The 16,588-nt window shown below is 60.8% G+C and carries 18 protein-coding genes; 8 read left to right on the plus strand and 10 right to left on the minus strand.

The annotated features are described in order from the left end of the window. Positions 1-62 precede the first annotated feature (62 nt). The 3 genes from B2U07_RS04400 to B2U07_RS04410 form a co-directional block, all read right to left on the minus strand. Positions 63-1,622, minus strand: coding sequence for an FGGY-family carbohydrate kinase (locus tag B2U07_RS04400; RefSeq protein ID WP_275544569.1), 1,560 nt, complete (start codon positions 1,620-1,622; stop codon positions 63-65). 335 nt (positions 1,623-1,957) lie between these two features. Further along, the gene (locus tag B2U07_RS04405) at positions 1,958-3,535 is read right to left on the minus strand and encodes a glycerol-3-phosphate dehydrogenase/oxidase (protein WP_296275983.1); all 1,578 of its coding nucleotides are present in this window, start codon (positions 3,533-3,535) and stop codon (positions 1,958-1,960) included. 2 nt (positions 3,536-3,537) lie between these two features. Then, the gene (locus tag B2U07_RS04410) at positions 3,538-5,133 is read right to left on the minus strand and encodes an FAD-binding oxidoreductase (RefSeq protein ID WP_275544567.1); all 1,596 of its coding nucleotides are present in this window, start codon (positions 5,131-5,133) and stop codon (positions 3,538-3,540) included. A 125-nt stretch (positions 5,134-5,258) separates the two neighbouring features. Between B2U07_RS04410 and B2U07_RS04415 the strand changes: the two genes are divergently transcribed. Next, on the plus strand, positions 5,259-6,293 hold the full coding sequence (locus B2U07_RS04415) for an AraC family transcriptional regulator (RefSeq protein WP_275544566.1): 1,035 nt from the start codon (positions 5,259-5,261) through the stop codon (positions 6,291-6,293). On the opposite strand, the gene B2U07_RS04420 is transcribed toward B2U07_RS04415, so the two are convergent. Genes B2U07_RS04420 through B2U07_RS04435 form a run of 4 tightly spaced genes read right to left on the minus strand, consistent with a single transcriptional unit; the run spans position 6,290 to position 8,758 of the window. Further along, complete coding sequence (locus B2U07_RS04420) at positions 6,290-6,889, minus strand: DoxX family protein (protein ID WP_275544565.1); 600 nt, start codon at positions 6,887-6,889, stop codon at positions 6,290-6,292. The genes B2U07_RS04415 and B2U07_RS04420 overlap by 4 nt on opposite strands. 5 nt (positions 6,890-6,894) lie before the next feature. After that, on the minus strand, positions 6,895-7,605 hold the full coding sequence (locus B2U07_RS04425) for a DNA-binding domain-containing protein (RefSeq protein WP_275544564.1): 711 nt from the start codon (positions 7,603-7,605) through the stop codon (positions 6,895-6,897). Further along, positions 7,602-8,444, minus strand: a complete 843-nt coding sequence (locus tag B2U07_RS04430; RefSeq protein ID WP_275544563.1) for a DUF692 domain-containing protein — start codon at positions 8,442-8,444, stop codon at positions 7,602-7,604. The genes B2U07_RS04425 and B2U07_RS04430 overlap by 4 nt, the downstream gene beginning before the upstream one ends. Before the next feature lie 20 nt (positions 8,445-8,464). Then, positions 8,465-8,758, minus strand: coding sequence for a hypothetical protein (locus B2U07_RS04435; RefSeq protein WP_275544562.1), 294 nt, complete (start codon positions 8,756-8,758; stop codon positions 8,465-8,467). 156 nt (positions 8,759-8,914) lie between these two features. Here B2U07_RS04435 and B2U07_RS04440 point away from each other — a divergent pair, with 156 nt between their 5' ends. The 6 genes from B2U07_RS04440 to rpsU all read left to right on the plus strand — a co-directional run bounded on the left by B2U07_RS04440 (position 8,915) and on the right by rpsU (position 12,535). Next, entirely contained in the window at positions 8,915-9,493 is a 579-nt protein-coding gene (locus B2U07_RS04440) for a hypothetical protein (RefSeq protein ID WP_275544561.1), read from the plus strand. Between the two features lie 87 nt (positions 9,494-9,580). Further along, entirely contained in the window at positions 9,581-10,111 is a 531-nt protein-coding gene (locus B2U07_RS04445; protein ID WP_275544560.1) for a hypothetical protein, read from the plus strand. Between the two features lie 84 nt (positions 10,112-10,195). Further along, the gene (locus B2U07_RS04450) at positions 10,196-10,660 is read left to right on the plus strand and encodes a hypothetical protein (protein WP_275544559.1); all 465 of its coding nucleotides are present in this window, start codon (positions 10,196-10,198) and stop codon (positions 10,658-10,660) included. A gap of 75 nt (positions 10,661-10,735) precedes the next feature. After that, complete coding sequence (locus tag B2U07_RS04455; protein WP_275544558.1) at positions 10,736-11,098, plus strand: hypothetical protein; 363 nt, start codon at positions 10,736-10,738, stop codon at positions 11,096-11,098. An 811-nt stretch (positions 11,099-11,909) separates the two neighbouring features. Continuing rightward, positions 11,910-12,170 (plus strand): hypothetical protein, encoded by a 261-nt coding sequence (locus tag B2U07_RS04460; protein ID WP_275544556.1) that lies wholly within the window; start codon positions 11,910-11,912, stop codon positions 12,168-12,170. 110 nt (positions 12,171-12,280) lie between these two features. Further along, positions 12,281-12,535, plus strand: a complete 255-nt coding sequence (gene rpsU, locus B2U07_RS04465) for a 30S ribosomal protein S21 (protein ID WP_275544555.1) — start codon at positions 12,281-12,283, stop codon at positions 12,533-12,535. Positions 12,536-12,632: 97 nt separating this feature from the next. Here rpsU and B2U07_RS04470 read toward each other — a convergent pair whose 3' ends face one another. The 3 genes from B2U07_RS04470 to B2U07_RS04480 form a co-directional block, all read right to left on the minus strand. After that, positions 12,633-12,866 (minus strand): anti-sigma factor family protein, encoded by a 234-nt coding sequence (locus tag B2U07_RS04470; RefSeq protein ID WP_275544554.1) that lies wholly within the window; start codon positions 12,864-12,866, stop codon positions 12,633-12,635. Beyond that, positions 12,860-13,462, minus strand: a complete 603-nt coding sequence (locus tag B2U07_RS04475) for an RNA polymerase sigma factor (protein WP_275544553.1) — start codon at positions 13,460-13,462, stop codon at positions 12,860-12,862. The genes B2U07_RS04470 and B2U07_RS04475 overlap by 7 nt, the downstream gene beginning before the upstream one ends. Positions 13,463-13,533: 71 nt before the next feature. Continuing rightward, positions 13,534-14,655 (minus strand): beta-ketoacyl-ACP synthase III, encoded by a 1,122-nt coding sequence (locus tag B2U07_RS04480; protein WP_275545321.1) that lies wholly within the window; start codon positions 14,653-14,655, stop codon positions 13,534-13,536. Between the two features lie 240 nt (positions 14,656-14,895). Here B2U07_RS04480 and B2U07_RS04485 point away from each other — a divergent pair, with 240 nt between their 5' ends. Next, positions 14,896-16,506, plus strand: a complete 1,611-nt coding sequence (locus B2U07_RS04485) for an FMN-binding glutamate synthase family protein (protein WP_275544552.1) — start codon at positions 14,896-14,898, stop codon at positions 16,504-16,506. Positions 16,507-16,588: the final 82 nt, after the last annotated feature.

The following is a 16,588-nucleotide window of genomic DNA, read 5'->3' on the forward strand; positions in this document are numbered from 1 at the left end:
TACTCGGTCGGGGCTAAAGCGGAGCGCCGCCCGGCCCCTCCCACAGTGCTCATCCCTATGCTCTACGCCGGATAGCCGGTGATCTTGCGAATGCGCTGGTACAGCGGTTTGAGCTGGCGGTACATGCGCTGATAGACCTGCCCGTAGAGCTGCTGGTAAACGCGCTGTGCCTCCGGGTTCGGCTGGAACACCTGCCCTACTCGAGTCATGGCGGCGATGGCGCTCGGGTAATCGGCGTGCAAGCCCAGGCCCACCGCGCAGTTGATCGCCGCGCCCAGCCCGCTGGTCTCGTACAGATGCGGCCGCTCGGCCGGCAGGCCGAAGATATCGGCCGTCAGTTGCATTGCCGCATCGCTCTGCGAACCGCCACCGGACACACGCAGGCGCTCGATGCGGGTGCCGGAGCGTTTTTCGATACGTTCCTTGCCCTGACGCAACGCATAGGCCAGGCCTTCGAGAATGGCACGGTAGATATGCGCGCGGGTGTGCACATCACCAAAACCGATGATCGAACCCTTGGCCTCCAGCCCCGGCTCACGGATGCCGGGCGTCCAGTACGGCTGCAACATCAGCCCCATTGAGCCGGGCGGGACGGCGTTGACCAGCTCGTCGAACAGCGCTTCGGGCGACACGCCCAGCGCCTCGGCACGCTGCATCTCCCGCAGACCGAATTCGCGCTTGAACCAGCTGACCATCCAGAAACCGCGATAGATCATCACCTCGGTGTTGCAGTGATCCGGCAGCGCCGCCGGATAGGGAGGAATCAGGCGCACGGTTTCCAGATAACGACTGCGCGTGGTGTTGATGGTCGCTGTGGTGCCGTAGGACAGGCAGGCCGTGCTGGCCTCCAGCGCACCGGAACCCAGTACCTCGCACGCCTTGTCTGCGCCGGCAGCGATCAGCGGCAGGCCCTCGGGAATACCGGAGTGGCGGCTGGCCTCGGCCGTGATGCAGCCCAGTCGCTCCCCTGGCTTGAACAACTCGGGCAGTTGCTCACGGCGTACCTTCAGCGCCTGCCACTTCCAGTCGCCGGGCGCGGCCCAGCGCAGGCGTTTGTAGTCGAACGGCAGATAAGCCACGCAACTGCTGGTGGAATCAACGAAGCGGCCGCACAGGCGATGGGTGAGAAACCCGGATAGCAACAGCACCTTGTGCGTGCGATCCGCGTTGTCCGGCTGATGCTGAGCCACCCAGTTGACCTCGGCCTGGCCACGAAAGTGATCGACCGCCTCCTCGGCACGTGCCAGCTTGAACAGCCAGCCCCACAGGCCCTTGATGCGCCCCGCCACCTCGGCACGACGCTGATCGAGCCAGAGAATCGCCGGGCGCAGCGGCGTGCCCTGCTCATCGACATGAATGATGCTGCCGCGCTGGGTGGTAACGGCGACGCCGCGGATCAGGCGGCGGTCGATATCCACCTGTTGCCACAGCAAGCGGCAGGCCTCGCCGAGGCTGGCCCAGTAGTACTCCGGGTCCTGTTCGGCCCAGCCAGGCTGTCTGGAGAAATAGGGATCGAGCTCGACCTTGCCCTTGGCGAGCAGGTTGCCGTTGGTATCGAACAGCAGCGCTCGGACGCTCTGGGTGCCGTTGTCGATGCTCAGCAGGTAGCTTGGTTCGCTCAAGGTGTGGTCCTTCTGTTATGTCTCCCCTCTCCCATTTATGGGAGAGGGGCCGGGGGAGAGGGTGTTCCGTCTGAGCCAGGTGGCCTGCGAATAAACGCTTTCCCTCTCCCCAACCCTCTCCCGCAAGCGGGAGAGGGAGCTGATCGGAGTTACCGCAATCTAGCTACGTAGCCCGGATGAAATCCGGGAGCTGCATCGTCGTTCATCCCCGGATTGCATCCGGGCTACAACCTGTACGCGGAATCCGTGTAGGAGCGAGCTCTGCTCGCGAAGCTTTTGCGCTAACCGCATTCGCGAGCAGAGCTCGCTCCTACGGAAAGTCGGCAGCGCCATCATTAAGTCTCTGGCAGGCTGTAACAGCGCTGCCAAAGCGCCAGGTAATCCGCCTCCTCCTGCTGCCAGCGCGCATCGTTCCAACCCAGGCGCGGCTGGCATAGCGCGCGGATACGCGGCAACTCGGCGCGGCCGCCTTCAGCCAGCAGCAAACCCAGGCGCGTGCGCCGCAACAGCAGGTCGTCCAGGTGCAGCACCAGCTCGCCCTCGGCGGCCCAGGCCAGTTCGGCCCACAGGGTGTTTGTACCCGCGACGCAATCGCCGCCCACCTCGTCGATCAGGCGCAGCACCTCGCCCAGCTGGCGGCCATGGCGACCGGCCAGACGGCGTTGCTGCGCCGGGCTTAATGCCGGCACCGGTGTCGGCGTATTCGCAGCGAAGACCGCGCCGCCCTGATGGTCCACCGCTTTGCCGACGAAGCCTGCGCAGGCGCGCAGTACCTCCAGCGCCAGCAGGCGGAAGGTGGTCAGCTTGCCGCCGGCCAGGGTTACGCTGCCCGGTTCGATCCACAGAGCATGCTCGCGCTTTTCGTCCGAGGGTTTCAGCCCGGCGCTGCCATCGCCCACCACCGGGCGCACGCCGGCCCAGGCCGACAACACATCGCCGCACGTCACTTCGGCGCACGGGAACTGCTGGGCGCAGGCGGCCAGCAGGTAGTCGACCTCCTCCTTGCTGATCGCCGCCTCGGTATCCAGATCGTCCGCATGATCCAGATCAGTGGTGCCGATAACCGTCGCGCCCTCCCAAGGGAAAACGAATACCGGCCGCCCATCGGCGGCGTGCATAAAACTGAAGGCATGCGCCACCGGCAGGCGCCAGCTCGGCAGCAGCAGGTGGCTGCCGCGTAGCGGTCGAACCCGGCCATTACCGGGCTGGCGCAGACGATCGGCCCAGGCACCAGTGGCTTGCGCCACGGCGCGGCTGCGCAGGCGGTACTGTTTGCCCGTTTCCACATCCTCGGCGAGCACACCAACCACCTGCCCCACCTCGCGCAGCAGCTCGACCACGCGCATGCCATTGAGCGCCTCTGCACCTTCGGCGCGCGCCTCGCCCAGCACGCGCTGCACCAGACGGGCATCGTCGGTCACTGCGTCGAAGAAGCGCGTGCCGCCGAGCAGGCCGTCCTCGCGGATGCCCGGCGCCAGGTAGCGCAGCTGTTGCAGCGGATAGAACAGATGATTGCGCTTACCGGCCAGAGCGTCGTAGAGGCTGAGCAGACCGCCAAATACCTTGGGACCAGGGAAGCCGCCGCGGTAATGCGGCATGACGAAACTCAAGGGTTCCACCAGCCCCGGCGCCTCGCCGAGCAGGCGCTGGCGTTCGCGTACCGAGTCGCGGGTTAGCCCAATCTGGCCCTTGGCAACGTAACGCAGGCCACCGTGCACCATCTTCGACGAGCGGCTAGAGGTGCCCCAGGCGAAGTCGCGCTGCTCCAGCAACAGGCAGCGCCAGTCACGCCGCGCCGCCTCACGCAGGATGCCGGCGCCGCAGATGCCGCCGCCGATCACCAGCAAATCCCAGTCGCGCGCGGCCAGTTCAGGCAGCGCACGCTCGCGCCAGCGGGCGTTCCACAGTTCCATGCTCAATCCTGCAACAGCACGCCGGGAGCCAGGCGCTGCTCCGGGTCGAAGTGCGTGGCCAGGCTGCGCAGCGTGGCCATGCCCAGCTCGCCCTTCTCCGCCGCCAGATAAGACGCGTGGTCGCGCCCCACGCCGTGCTGGTGGCTGATGGTGCCGCGATTTCCGGCGATGGTGCGACTGGCCGCTGCCTTGAGCCGCTGCCAACGCGCCATGGCGGTGGCGTAGTCGCTGCCGGGGCGGAATACGTAGGTGGTGTAGATGCTCGAACCTTCGCCGTAGACGTGCGACAGGTGGGTGAACACGTGCACCCGCTCGCCCTCCCCGGCCAGCTCGTCACGCAGGCTTGCCTCGACCTTGTTCAACAGGTTGTCGACGTTGGACCAGTCGGTGGCGGTTTCCAGGGTGTCCACCAGATAGCCGCGCTCCCACAGACCGTGACGCAGATAGGGGAAGCGGAAGCGGTTGTGCTCCCATTTCTTGCCCAGCAGGGTGCCGGTGAACACGCCGCCAAAACCTTTGAGCAGGCGCCGCGTCTGTTTCAGCGAAGCGGCGTTCTGCACCCGGCTGCCAGTGACGCCGAAGGTCAGCATGCACTTCTCATCGCGAGCGCCGCGCAGGGCCAGGTATTTCTCCAGCAGCGCGATCTGTTGCGGGTGACCGGCCAGGGCCAGTTGGGTGCGGGTTTCGATGGCATTGGACAGACGCAGCATGGACAGCGGCACGCGCGCCTGCGCAAGGCTGCGAATGGCACTCAGCGCCTGCTGCCAGTTGGGCAGGAACACCGCATAGAAGCGCTCCTGCTCGGCCAGGCGACTGATGCGCACGCGCACCTCGGAGATCACCCCGAAGCGCCCTTCCGAACCCAGCACCAGCTCGCGCAGATCGGGGCCGGCGGCCGACGCCGGGAAGGTGGGAATCTCCAGAGTGCCGGCGAAGGTTTCCAGCTTACCGCCGGCGAACAGTTGCTCGATGCGCCCGTAGCGCAGCGACTGCTGACCGCTGGAGCGGCTGGCGACCCAGCCGCCGAGGGTCGACAGCTCCCAGGACTGCGGGAAGTGGCCCAGCGTATAGCCGCGCGCGCGCAGCTGGCTTTCCACCTGCGGGCCGTTGGCGCCAGGGCCGAAGGTGGCGATCAGGCTGTCCTCGTCGATATCCAGCAGGCGCGTCATGCGCTCCAGCGACAGGGTCAGCACCGGGCGCCGCCCGGCCTGCGGGTTGATGTGGCCGGCCACCGAAGTGCCGCCACCGTAGGGGATCAGGCTGACGTCATGCTGCTGTGCCCAGGCCAGCAGCTCGCGGATCTGCTCGGCACTCTCCGGGCAGGCGACGCCATCGGGGAAGAGGCCGAACTCGCCGGAGCGCATGGCCAGCCAGTCCGGCAGGCTCTGGCCACGGGCATGGCGCACGCGCACTTCGGCATCAACGCTGATCAGCGGATGCGGGGCCAGACGCGAGGCCGGCACACGCGCCAGGACATCCTGCAAGCTGGCATCGGCCAGACGCTGGCCCGGCCCGACCAGTTCGGCGAGAAAGGCCTCGCCATGGGCCGGCAGTTCCACCTCGGTCGCTTCGTCACCCCATCCGTTCCAGCGTCGCATCGCATCCCCCATTCCGATCAGCACTTATGGCTGCCTATACTAGCCAGCCGCCGATTTCCGTCACTGTCGAATCGGGACAGGCGCTATCGCCAATCAAGACAGGCATCGCAGAACAAGAAGAATCCATGGAAAACCTCGGCTATACCTCGGTTCCCGCCCTGCTCAAGTACCTGCGCCAGGCCGAACAGCTCGGCCTGGATATCGACCGCGCCCTGGCCGCCGCCGGGATTGCCGCGCAGGACCTGGCCGACAATGGCAAGCGCATGCCCAGCGAGGTGCACGAACGCCTGCTGGCGCATCTGATGGAGGTTTCCGGCGATCCCTTGTTCGGCCTGCACTCGGCGCGTTTCGTCCAGCCCGGCTCGTGGAGCGTACTTGGCTATATCGCCATGAACTGCGCCACCCTCGGCGAAGCCATGGGCCGCATCGTGCCCTACGAGAAACTGGTGGGCGACATGGGCACCAGCCGTATCGAGGCAGCCGAGGATCACGTGCGGCTGATCTGGAGCTGCCGCCATCAGGCGCCGGACGTTCGCCGCCATATGGTCGAGAACGTACTCGCCTCCTGGCTGCTGTACGCCCGCTGGATCGCCGACTCCGATCATTCGCCGCGCGAGGTCTGGTTCGAACACGCGCAACCGGCCACCACCGACCTGGCCGAATACCAGCAGCTGTTCGGCTGCCCGGTGCGGTTCGAACAGCCCTGCAACGCCCTGCTGGTGCCGCTGGACTACCTCGGCGTGCCGCTGCGCCAGGCCGACGCCAACCTGCTGCGCACGCTGGAAGAACATGCCCTGACCCTGATGGCAGGACTGGACGACAACGAGCCGCTGCCCCGCCGGGTAAAGAACGCCCTGCGCCTGCTGCTCAAGGACGGCCTGCCGCGCAAGGAACGGGTCGCGGAGAAGTTCGACATGACCGTGCGCACCCTGCAGCGCCACCTGCAGCAGGCCGGCACCAGCTACCAGCAGATACTCGACGAGCTGCGCCAGGAACTGGCCGAGCATTACCTGCTGCGCAGCGACCTGGCGATCCAGGACATCGCCTGTTACCTGGGCTTCACCGAGTCACGCTCGTTCCACCGCAGCTTCAAGGGCTGGACCGGGCAGACGCCCGGCGAATTTCGCGAGAGCCGGCGCAGGGACAACCCATTGGGCTAACGGGAAATTCGGAAACGTCGCGCCAACCAGTAATCGATGCTCAACCAGCGCCCTGCCCCACTGAAGAACAACGCCACGAGCATCACCAGGTAGGTGGCGGCGAACTCGATGCCATTGTTCAGCACCACGAACTTGCCGCTGGCGGTCAGCCAGTCGTAATTGCCGTGCTCACGCAGGATGCTGCGCGCCCGTTCGAGCTTTTCCGCCGCCGCTAGCACGCGCTCGTTGGCGAACGGCGCGGACGGGTCGGCAATCGCCTGCCAACCATAGGGCCAGTGCACGGCGAAAATCGCCACCAGCATGGTGACGATCAGCGGGATGCTGATCCAGCGCACGGCAAATCCGAACAGCAGCAGAATGGCGCCACCGGCCTCGGTCAGCGCCGCTGCCCAGGCCAGCAGCTCGGGAAACGGCAGGCCGAGCCCCCAATCCGGATTGCCGAACCAGGCGGCAGTGGCGTCGATGTCCTTGAGCTTCTGCGTGCCGGCCATCCAGAACACCGGCACCAGATACAGGCGCAGCAGCAGCGGGCCGAGAAAATCCAGGCGCCGGGAAGCCTCCAGCGCGTCCTGGCAGCGATTGAGTAAAGCGATCATGGTGGTCAGTCCTCGGGATACGGAAACCAGATATCGCGCGTCTGCCAGTCATCCAGCAGCGCGCGAGCGTTAGCGAAATAGGCGCGATCAGCGGCCAGGCCGTGCTCGATGGCCAGCGCCTGTTGCGCCTGCACGGGCGGCTCGCCAGCCTGCAGCCGCAGCGCCAGTTGATAAGCAAACGGCGCCAGTTGCATGAAGCGCACCTGATCCTGGCGGTCGCGCCAGACCAGCAGGCAGGTCGGCTCGGCCGGTGGCTGCGTGGGGTGGTGATCAGCACCGATCCTCTGCACCGGCCAGCGATAGGCCAGCGGCCAGGCCAGTGGCGACCAGCCGCGCTCGGGCAACTGCGCGTCGCTGACATCCAGCGCCAGCTCGACCCACTCGTAATGGGCCAGCTCCAGCATGAACGCAGGGTCGTCAGGCTCGGCGCGATAGCCCTGCTGCAGCCAGGCAATGAACTCCTGACTGATCTCGAGGAAGTACGGCGTGCTCGCCCGGTGCTCGGCGAAGAACGCGCGCAGCAACCGCTGCCAGCGCTCGGCTCCGAGAACCCCACGCAGCACCGGAAAGGCGCCGCCCACCAGGCTGGCGACGTTGTTGAAGAACAGCTCCTCGTAGACCGCCATGCGCTCGGCCGTGATGCCCGGCAGCAAAGACTGCGCCTCAGGCTGGCGAATACGTGCAGCGAAATCGCGCTGCTGCTGAATGCCGCTCATGTACCGTACCTGCTCAGCGGTTGCACGGCCTGTTGCAGGCTGCGGATATGCGCCAGCTCGGCATACAGCTCGGCCAGCGGCGGGAAGTTGAAGTCGCGCTCCAGCAGCGTCGGGCGCACGCCATGCTGCGCGTAGGCGCTGCTCAGCAGCGCCCACACCGGGTCGATCACCGGCGCACCGTGGGTGTCGATCTTCAGGTCTGCCGCCTGGTCGTAATGACCGGCGACGTGCAGATAGGCGATGCGCTCACTGTGCATCGCGGCGATGTAGGCTTCGGCATCGAAGCCGAAGTTCAGGCTGTTGACGTAGACATTGTTGACGTCCAGCAGCAGCTGGCAGTCGGCACGCTCCAGCACGGCGCGAACGAAATCCGCCTCATCCAGTTCGCCAGGCATGCGCGCGTAGGCCGAGACGTTCTCGATGATCAGCGGCCTTTCCAGCAGGTCCTGCACGATGCGCACGCGCTCGGCGATGCGCACCACCGACTCGTCGGAAAACGGTAGCGGCATCAGGTCATACAGCTGGCCAACGTCGGCGCAGGCCGACAGATGTTCGCTGTAAGCCAGCACGCCGTGCTCGTCGAGAAAGCCCTTGATGGCGTGCAGCAACTCTAGGTTCAGCGGCGCGAAGCCGCCGAGGTTGAGGGACAGACCATGACACAGCAACGGCCGGCGCTCGCTCAGGGCGCGCAACTGCTTGCCCAACCGGCCACCGACACCGATCCAGTTCTCCGGCGCCACTTCGAGAAAGTCGGCGCCGCTGGCCTCATCGCCGATCAGCTCGGCGAGCAGCCCGCGACGCAGACCGAGACCGGCGCCAGTGAGGTTTGCGAGTCGCATGATCCGTCCTCCCCTTGCCCTTACTCGCTCTTCTCGCCGCCGCACTTGCCTTCGCCGCATTTACCTTCGGCGTCGGCTTTTTTCTCGCCACCACACTTGCCCTCGCCGCACTTGCCTTCCTTGTCGGCTTTCATCTCGCCACCGCATTTGCCTTCGCCACAGGAACCCTCCTGCGCCTTCTCGGCAGCGGCCAGGCTGTAGCCGCTGGCCAGCTCCTGCGCAGCGAAGGGGTTGCTGGCCGCGTGAGCACTGAACGCCATGGAAGTAAGCAGCGCAGCGCCGAGGGTGGCAGTCAGGGTATTGAGTTGTTTCATGGCATCTCTCCATCGGTTTCGAATGCGGGGCCAGGTTGGCGCCCTCGCAGCAATTGACGAGGCAGGGATGCGGGCGTTACAGCGGGCGAAAAAAGTTTTCGTAGCCCGGATGAAATCCGGGGGCGCTTTGCCCGCTACAGTCGCGGCTACGACTGCATGGATGCAGTAGGTAGAGCGAAGCAGGATGCCAGAGCCGAAAGCCCCTCCCCCAGGGACAGGAATATCCACCACACCGTGGGAGGCGCTTCAGCGGCGATGCTTTCGATAGCCAGTAGCCTGAACATCCACCTCGCGGTGTGCCAAGCGCAATGCTGGAGCAAAAAGAAGAGGTCAAGCGAATACAGCGGACTGCCGGAGCACAGCGATAAGGCCATGATTGGAAGGGAATTTTCGTGCGAAGCGAAACGGGATGGTGCGGAGCTAGATGGAAGGCTCTACTATCGGATTAGTACCGCCATCCATCTAATCACTGTTAGCTTAAGGCTCGCAATGCGCAGTATTGATACAGACCGTAGAAGCTTTATTCCTCTCAGAGTTGTGTATATGTCCATCTCTGCGCTCGTGCTTATCGTTACCGCAGTCTTTCTGCTTCCCAAGGGCTTCTGGGGCATACTCTCGTTCTGCTGCATCAATGTGCCGTTTCTGGTAGCAGCTGTTTACTTAAGAGACGGGAAGCTAAAGCGCGTCCACGAGGGACTTAGTGATTTGGGGGATATCTTCCGTGCGTTCGGCTAACACCTGGTTCAAGCCGTTCGCTTCGCTCACTAGGACGGGCTAATGCCCGCCCCTTAACCAAACGTTATGTGCTTATTGAGGGGCCTCATGATTCACGAATCCAGCTATTGGAAAGATGATCTCCTCAAACTTGCAAGCAGGCTTGAGCGCAGACTTATTCAAACACGCTGGGACGAGAAAAATTTTTATACTGTAGAGAAAGAAATATTTATCGGCTTCTATTCAATCAGAAAGCTAATCGAGTCAAAGAAAGTATCCGATCACATCTCGAAAAAGAAATACAATATCCAAGAAATTCCTTATCGCGGAAATCCTGAATCCATAATCACACGCATTAAAGAGCCTGAGTACGAATTCAGAAATTTGAAATATACAGAAATATCAATATACGACCTCTGCAATCAGTTCATTCACAGCCACCATTTTGTACCCTTCATCCCAAATGGGAAAAATCTAATAGGCTTTTTCTTTTGCTCTGACCACAAAAGGAAATCTGGACTTTACCTGATAACACTATTTGATGTGGTTGACATTTATCGCTCAGTGGGGAAAAACTACCCACACACCATACATACAGTGCGCCTGCCAAATGGGAAGTCCACCACAACTATTGAGTAAGGCACATAACAAATGGTTCAAATCGTTCGCTTCGCTCACTGGGACGGGCTAAAGCCCGCGCCTTAACCAAACGTTAGGCAAAACATGGATCGTCAGTCTTCACAAAATACGCCATTAGACATTTATCACGGCGTTCCCAGTGGCTGGTCCAAAGCTGAAATCGTTTCGCTGCATAAGTCGCTGGGCGGCTCTTTTGAAATTGATTCTGGCGAGGCATCTGAACCCGGTGCGCCGTCCTGGATGCCTGATCGCTACAACTGGCTACAGTATAGAAAATCACTATATGAAATAGGCAACGGAATCAAGAAAGGCGACAATGCCTGTATAGAACTAGCAATAAGATATATTGAGATGGACTACTTTGACTCTTACTCAGGCTTTATAAAAGAAAGAATTGCCAGGCTTTTAAAACCTCAAGCACTGTCAAAGCAACAAATCGCCAGGCTAAAATTACACTTTGAGCACCTAGTAAAAAATAAGCGATACCTTCAAGAATTTAGAGAATATAAAAAGCTAATGAACAGAATTCAGCTGAGCGAAAACGCTTAACAACTAGTTCAAACCGTTCGCTTCGCTCACTGGGACGGGCTAAAGCCCGCCCCTTAACCAAACGTTAGGCTCTATATGTACGCTATCGATCCACACGATTCTCTTGTGCCGATATTTGTAGAACACCTAAGCTCAGGAAAAGTTGAGCAGGTTGGAACCGGTATATTTATCGAGTTCCAAGGAGCTCCTTTTCTTTTTACCGCAGCGCACGTTACAGACATAACTGAGTACGGGAGCTTGTTGACCCCAACCGCAAACGGAATATCCGAAATTGATGGATACATGGCATATGTGGACTTGTTGCCTGAAAGCAAAAGATCGGAAGACACCGTAGATATAGCTTACTTCAGGCTCGACAAAACCTTTGCTAGAAGCCTGCTTGCTCACTTCAAGCCTTTACATCAATCAAGATGTGAAATAACCCATAACGCAAATTAATTAAAAATGTACTCAATTTGCGGCTACCCAGCAAGCAAATCGCGTCAAAAAGGCGATGTTTTTAGTTCAGAATTTGCATCCTATCGTGGCCTCTCGGCTACGAAAGAAACATACAATGAACTGAATTTAACTAGTGACTCCAGTATTATCGTTCGATTTCGTAAGAAAAACGCCATCTCCCCAATCGATGGCAAAAAGATGAACCCGCTTAGTCCCCGTGGCGTCAGCGGTGGCGGGATATTTTCTTGGCCTGCCGGCCATGAACTTTCAAACGACTGGTCTCTTACTCGCTTAGTAGGAATATTTCATACGTATAAAGAAAGAAAAGGCTGATGATTGGAACTAGCCTATTATCGGTAGTCACCGCAGTACAGCTTGGGGCAATGAAAAATTATGGTGGCACTGAGTAATAGCCATGCCTAATAATTGGTTCAAGTCGCTCGCTTCGCTCACTGGGGCAGGCTGAAGCCCGCCCCCTAACTAAACGTTAGGTTTTTTAATTCGGAGAAATACGTATGTCCAACCCGCTTCCAGACCAAGCAACTCAAACAATTGCAGTTTTGACAGCCTCTCGTGCAAACCATAGGCAAGAAGAACCCAGAGTTTATTTTCGCATTTGAGCAGAGCCTCCAGGAAATGTACGCAAACATCCGAGACAACAGTTATTTTCCACCTGAAACCTTACAGGCGGTAAAACTGGTAGAGGGTCTACTGAAGAACTCATAATGCGTCAACTTTTCCTCGCCTCCCTTACTGGTCAGTAATAGTTACGCTTTTGGCCGCCAGCTATCTCAATCGTTGGATATTCCATATGATTAAAGAGCAGAAAATACATTTCCTTCACAAAAGCACAATGCGAAAGGAAAACGGTGAAATTGAAGCTTACGAGATAGAGGTTACTGGCGAGCCAATCGAAGAAGCCATTACACTTCAGGTGAAACCCGGTCACTTAACTTCAAACATCTCAATGAAACGCATTCTTCTGGACAGAAAAATATTTTATTCAGCCAGCAAAAATGAGCACACCAAAACAATTAAAAGAATGTTTGAAAACTCGCCATGCAAAATCTAACAAGAGGTTCAAACCGTTCACTGCGCTCACTGGGACGGGCTAAAGCCCGCCCCTTAACCAAACGTTAGAAAGCAAATATGGACAGGCGTCGGTCCTTAAAATGCAAAAAAATGACAATTACAGTCAACATAGAAGATAATGAATCAATTGAGATTGCATTACGCAATTTCAAGAAAAAGGTGAAGCACGAGACAGATCGGCGCTGGCACAAGCGAAGATTTGGTTATTACGAAAAACCATCCATATTGAAGCGCAAAGCAAAAAAGATGAAAAAGCTTTCAATACAGTCAGGTGGTAGTTTGTGGTTGAAAATTGGCCTTAAGGAACAAGTCTCCAAAAGCGGTAACTTGGCTGCGGGGCGCTAGCAAGTAGCCCGGACAGCCACCGCAAACGGTGGATGAAAAAAAGCGTCATCCACCCTACGCCTGAGGACGCAACCAAGCCGTCCAGCAAGCACATGGCTTACCCCTGATTGCGCCGAACCTGCGCCAGGCGCTCGGCCAGGGCGTCGAGCGCGGGTAGCTCCTCATCCGGCATCTGCCGGATCACCGCCTGGGTCAATTTCATCTGGCGGATAAAACGTCGGCAGTTGCCGCACATGGCCAGGTGGGCGCGTACGGCCAGGCGCTGGCGTAGGGTCAGTTGGCCGTCGAGATAATCGCTGGAGTGAGCGACCAGTTCCTTGCAGGTCAGCATTGGCCTGTCTCCTCGAAATGTTCCAGGGTGGCGAAGACTTTCAGGCGTGCCCGGTGCAGCAGCACACGGGCATTGGAGAGGGAGATGTCGAGAAGATTACAGATCGCCTCCAACTCCAGCCCCTGACGCTCACGCAGCACCAGCACGCTGGCCTGCAGTTCGGACAGGCTGGCCAATGTGTGTTCCAGGCATTGGCGCAATTCGTCTTCGGTCAGCAGCGCTTCGGGGCTGTCCTGATGCCAGGCATGCGGCGCCAGCAGCCAGTGGCCGTCATCGGCGAAACGCCCGTCACCCACCGTGCCATGGGGCGCGGGCAGGTCGTCGAGCAGCACCTCGCGGCGGTTGTGCTTGAGTCGGGTCTTGGCGGTGTTGGCGGTAATGGTCAGCAGCCAGGTCTTGAGGCTGGCGCGGCGTTGAAAACCTGCCAGGTTGCGCACCACGGCGAACCAGGCATCCTGCACCACCTCATCGGCATGGCGGCTGCCGACGATGGCGTAGGCCACCGCCCGCATCGCACCCTGATAGCGAGCCACCAGCTCGCGGTAGGCCTTCTGCTCGCCGGCGAGCAGGCGCCCCAAGAGATCGGAATCGGACATGGAACTCCCGTAGGTCAGGCCTGCGCACGAAGCCGAACACCCCGTGCACGTCAGGCATTCCTACAGAGAGTTCAACGCTTGCGCAAAATTACACTGCCGATGGAATAACCGGCACCAAAGGAGCTTAGAACACCCAGGCTGCCCGCCGGCAGGTCGTCCTGGTTCTTGTGCAGAGCGATCACCGAGCCGGCCGAGCTGGTGTTGGCGTAGGTGTCGAGAATCACCGGCGCTTCGTGCGGCTCGGCGTCGCGACCGAGCAACTTGCGCGCGATCAGCAGGTTCATGTTGAGGTTGGCCTGATGCAGCCAGAAGCGCTTGATGTCAGCGACATTGAGCTGGTGCTCGGCCAAGTGCGCGGCGATCAGTTCGGCGACCATCGGGCAGACGTCCTTGAACACCTTGCGGCCTTCCTGCACGAACAGCTTGTCACGGGCGCCCACGCCCTCTTCCGCGGCGCGGTTGAGGAAGCCGAAGTTGTTGCGGATGTTGTTGGAGAACTGGGTCAGCAGCTTGGTGCCGACCACATCGAACTGGTGCTTGGAGGTGGCCTGGTCGGCACGCTCGATGATCACCGCAGTAGCGGCGTCGCCGAAGATGAAGTGGCTGTCGCGGTCGCGGAAGTTGAGGTGACCGGTGCAGATTTCCGGGTTGACCATGAGGATGGCGCGGGCCTGCCCGGTCTGGATCGCGGTGGTCGCGGCCTGGATGCCGAAGGTGGCAGAGGAGCAGGCCACGTTCATGTCGTAGCCCCAGCCGTCGATGCCCAGCGCGGCCTGCACTTCGATGGCTACCGCCGGATAGGCGCGCTGCAGATTCGAGCAGGCGACGATCACCCCGTCGATGTCGGCGACGGTCTTGCCGGCACGCTCCAGCGCCTGATGGGCCGCCGCGACGGACATTTGGCAGAGAATGCCCCACTCGTCGTTGGAACGCTCAGGGATGCGCGGCACCATGCGCTGCGGATCAAGAATGCCGTCCTTGTCGATGACGAAGCGGCTTTTGATACCCGAGGCCTTCTCGATGAAGCCGCTGCTGGATTCGCTCAGTGCCTCGATTTCACCACGGGCGATGGCTTCAGCATTATCGGCGTTGAACTGCTGCACGTAGGCATTGAAGGATGCCACCAGCTCGTCGTTGGAAATGCTGTTGGCCGGGGTGTAGAGGCCGGTACCACTGATCACGACGTTATGCACGCTCATTCCTCTTCTTGGCCGCTGGCGGCCTCAGGCAGTAGGCCGGCGACAATGGGGCGCAGGCCGAAAAATCGGGAGACGCGGGCCAAGCTCTGGCGATGGTTGGCTCCGGGCCACTGAGTGTGCCACAGGGCATCGGTGTTCGTCCTTAGCCCTTGAGAGTGTCTGTACGGACAGAACGTGACCCGTTATAGCCGTTTAGTCTAAAATCTCCACCTGACTCACGTTCCGGGAATCTTCATGAACCTCTCTTTGCTCAGCCGCTATGCATTCTTCGCGTTCTGCGTGCTGTTCACCCTGGCCAGCCTGCCCTTCCTCGCTCATGAATGGATATGGCCGCTAACCCTAATCGGCGGCGTGCTCAGCCTGATCGGTATCGGCGATCTGCTGCAAACCCGCCATGCAGTGCGGCGTAATTACCCGATCCTGGGCAATATCCGCTATCTGGTCGAAGGCATCCGCCCGGAAATCCGCCAGTACCTGCTCGAAGGTGATGCCGAACAGCTGCCCTTCTCCCGCGCCCAGCGCTCGCTGGTCTACGCCCGCGCCAAGAACGAAGGCTCGGACAAGCCCTTCGGCACCCTGAGCGACGTGTACCAGAACGGCTTCGAGTTCATCAGCCACTCGATGCGCCCGGCGCCGCTCAGCGACCCTTGCAGCTTTCGCGTGGAGATCGGCGGGCCGCAATGCAGCCAACCGTACTCGGCCTCGCTGTTCAACATCTCGGCGATGAGCTTCGGCTCACTCAGTGCCAACGCCATTCGCGCCCTCAACGAAGGGGCGAAACTCGGCGAGTTCTACCATGACACCGGCGAAGGCAGCATCAGCCCTTACCACCGCGAGCACGGCGGCGATCTGGTCTGGGAACTGGGCAGCGGCTACTTCGGCTGCCGCGCCTCGGACGGCCGCTTCGACCCCGAGCGCTTCGCCGCGCAGGCGGCCAGCCCGCAGGTGAAGATGATCGAGATCAAGCTGAGCCAGGGCGCCAAGCCGGGCCACGGCGGCATCCTGCCCAAGCACAAGGTCACCGAGGAAATCGCCAACACCCGTGGCGTGCCCATGGGCGAGGACTGCATCTCGCCGTCACGCCACAGCGCCTTCTCCACGCCGACCGGGCTACTGCAGTTCATCGCCCAGCTGCGCGAGCTCTCCGGCGGCAAGCCGGTGGGGTTCAAGTTCTGCCTGGGTCACCCCTGGGAGTTCATGGGTATCGTCAAGGCCATGCTGGAGACCGGCATCCTGCCCGACTTCATCGTCGTCGACGGCAAGGAAGGCGGCACCGGTGCGGCGCCGCTGGAGTTCACAGATCACTTGGGCGTGCCGCTGCGCGAGGGCCTGATGTTCGTCCACAACACCCTGGTCGGCAGCGGCCTGCGCGATAAGATCAAGCTCGGCGCCAGCGGCAAGATCGTCAGTGCCTTCGATATCGCCCGCGTGCTGGCCATCGGCGCCGACTGGGCCAACTCGGCGCGCGGTTTCATGTTCGCCATCGGCTGCATCCAGTCGCAGTCGTGCCATACCAACAAGTGCCCCACTGGCGTCGCCACGCAGGACCCGCTGCGCCAGCGCGCCCTGGTAGTCGAGGACAAGGCCCAGCGCGTCTACAACTTCCACCGCAACACGCTCAGAGCGCTGGCCGAGATGCTCGCCGCCGCCGGCCTCGACCACCCCTCGCAGATCGATGCCAAGCACCTGGTGCAGCGCCTGTCGGCCACCGAGATCAAGTTGTTCTCGCAGCAGCACGTATTCCTTGCACCGGGCGAGCTGCTCAACGGTGAGGTCAGCGGCGAGTTCTACCAGCGCATGTGGCGCATGGCCCGCGCCGACAGTTTCGAGCCGGCGCCAGCCTGAACGCTGGTCGTCTAGGCTGAACAGCAAACGCCTTCAACTCGGTAATTACATGCGTCTCTCGCTCTGCCTTCTGTTAGTTCTG

The sequence above is a fragment of the Pseudomonas sp. UBA7530 genome, from assembly GCF_002479365.1.
Taxonomy (GTDB): domain Bacteria; phylum Pseudomonadota; class Gammaproteobacteria; order Pseudomonadales; family Pseudomonadaceae; genus Aquipseudomonas.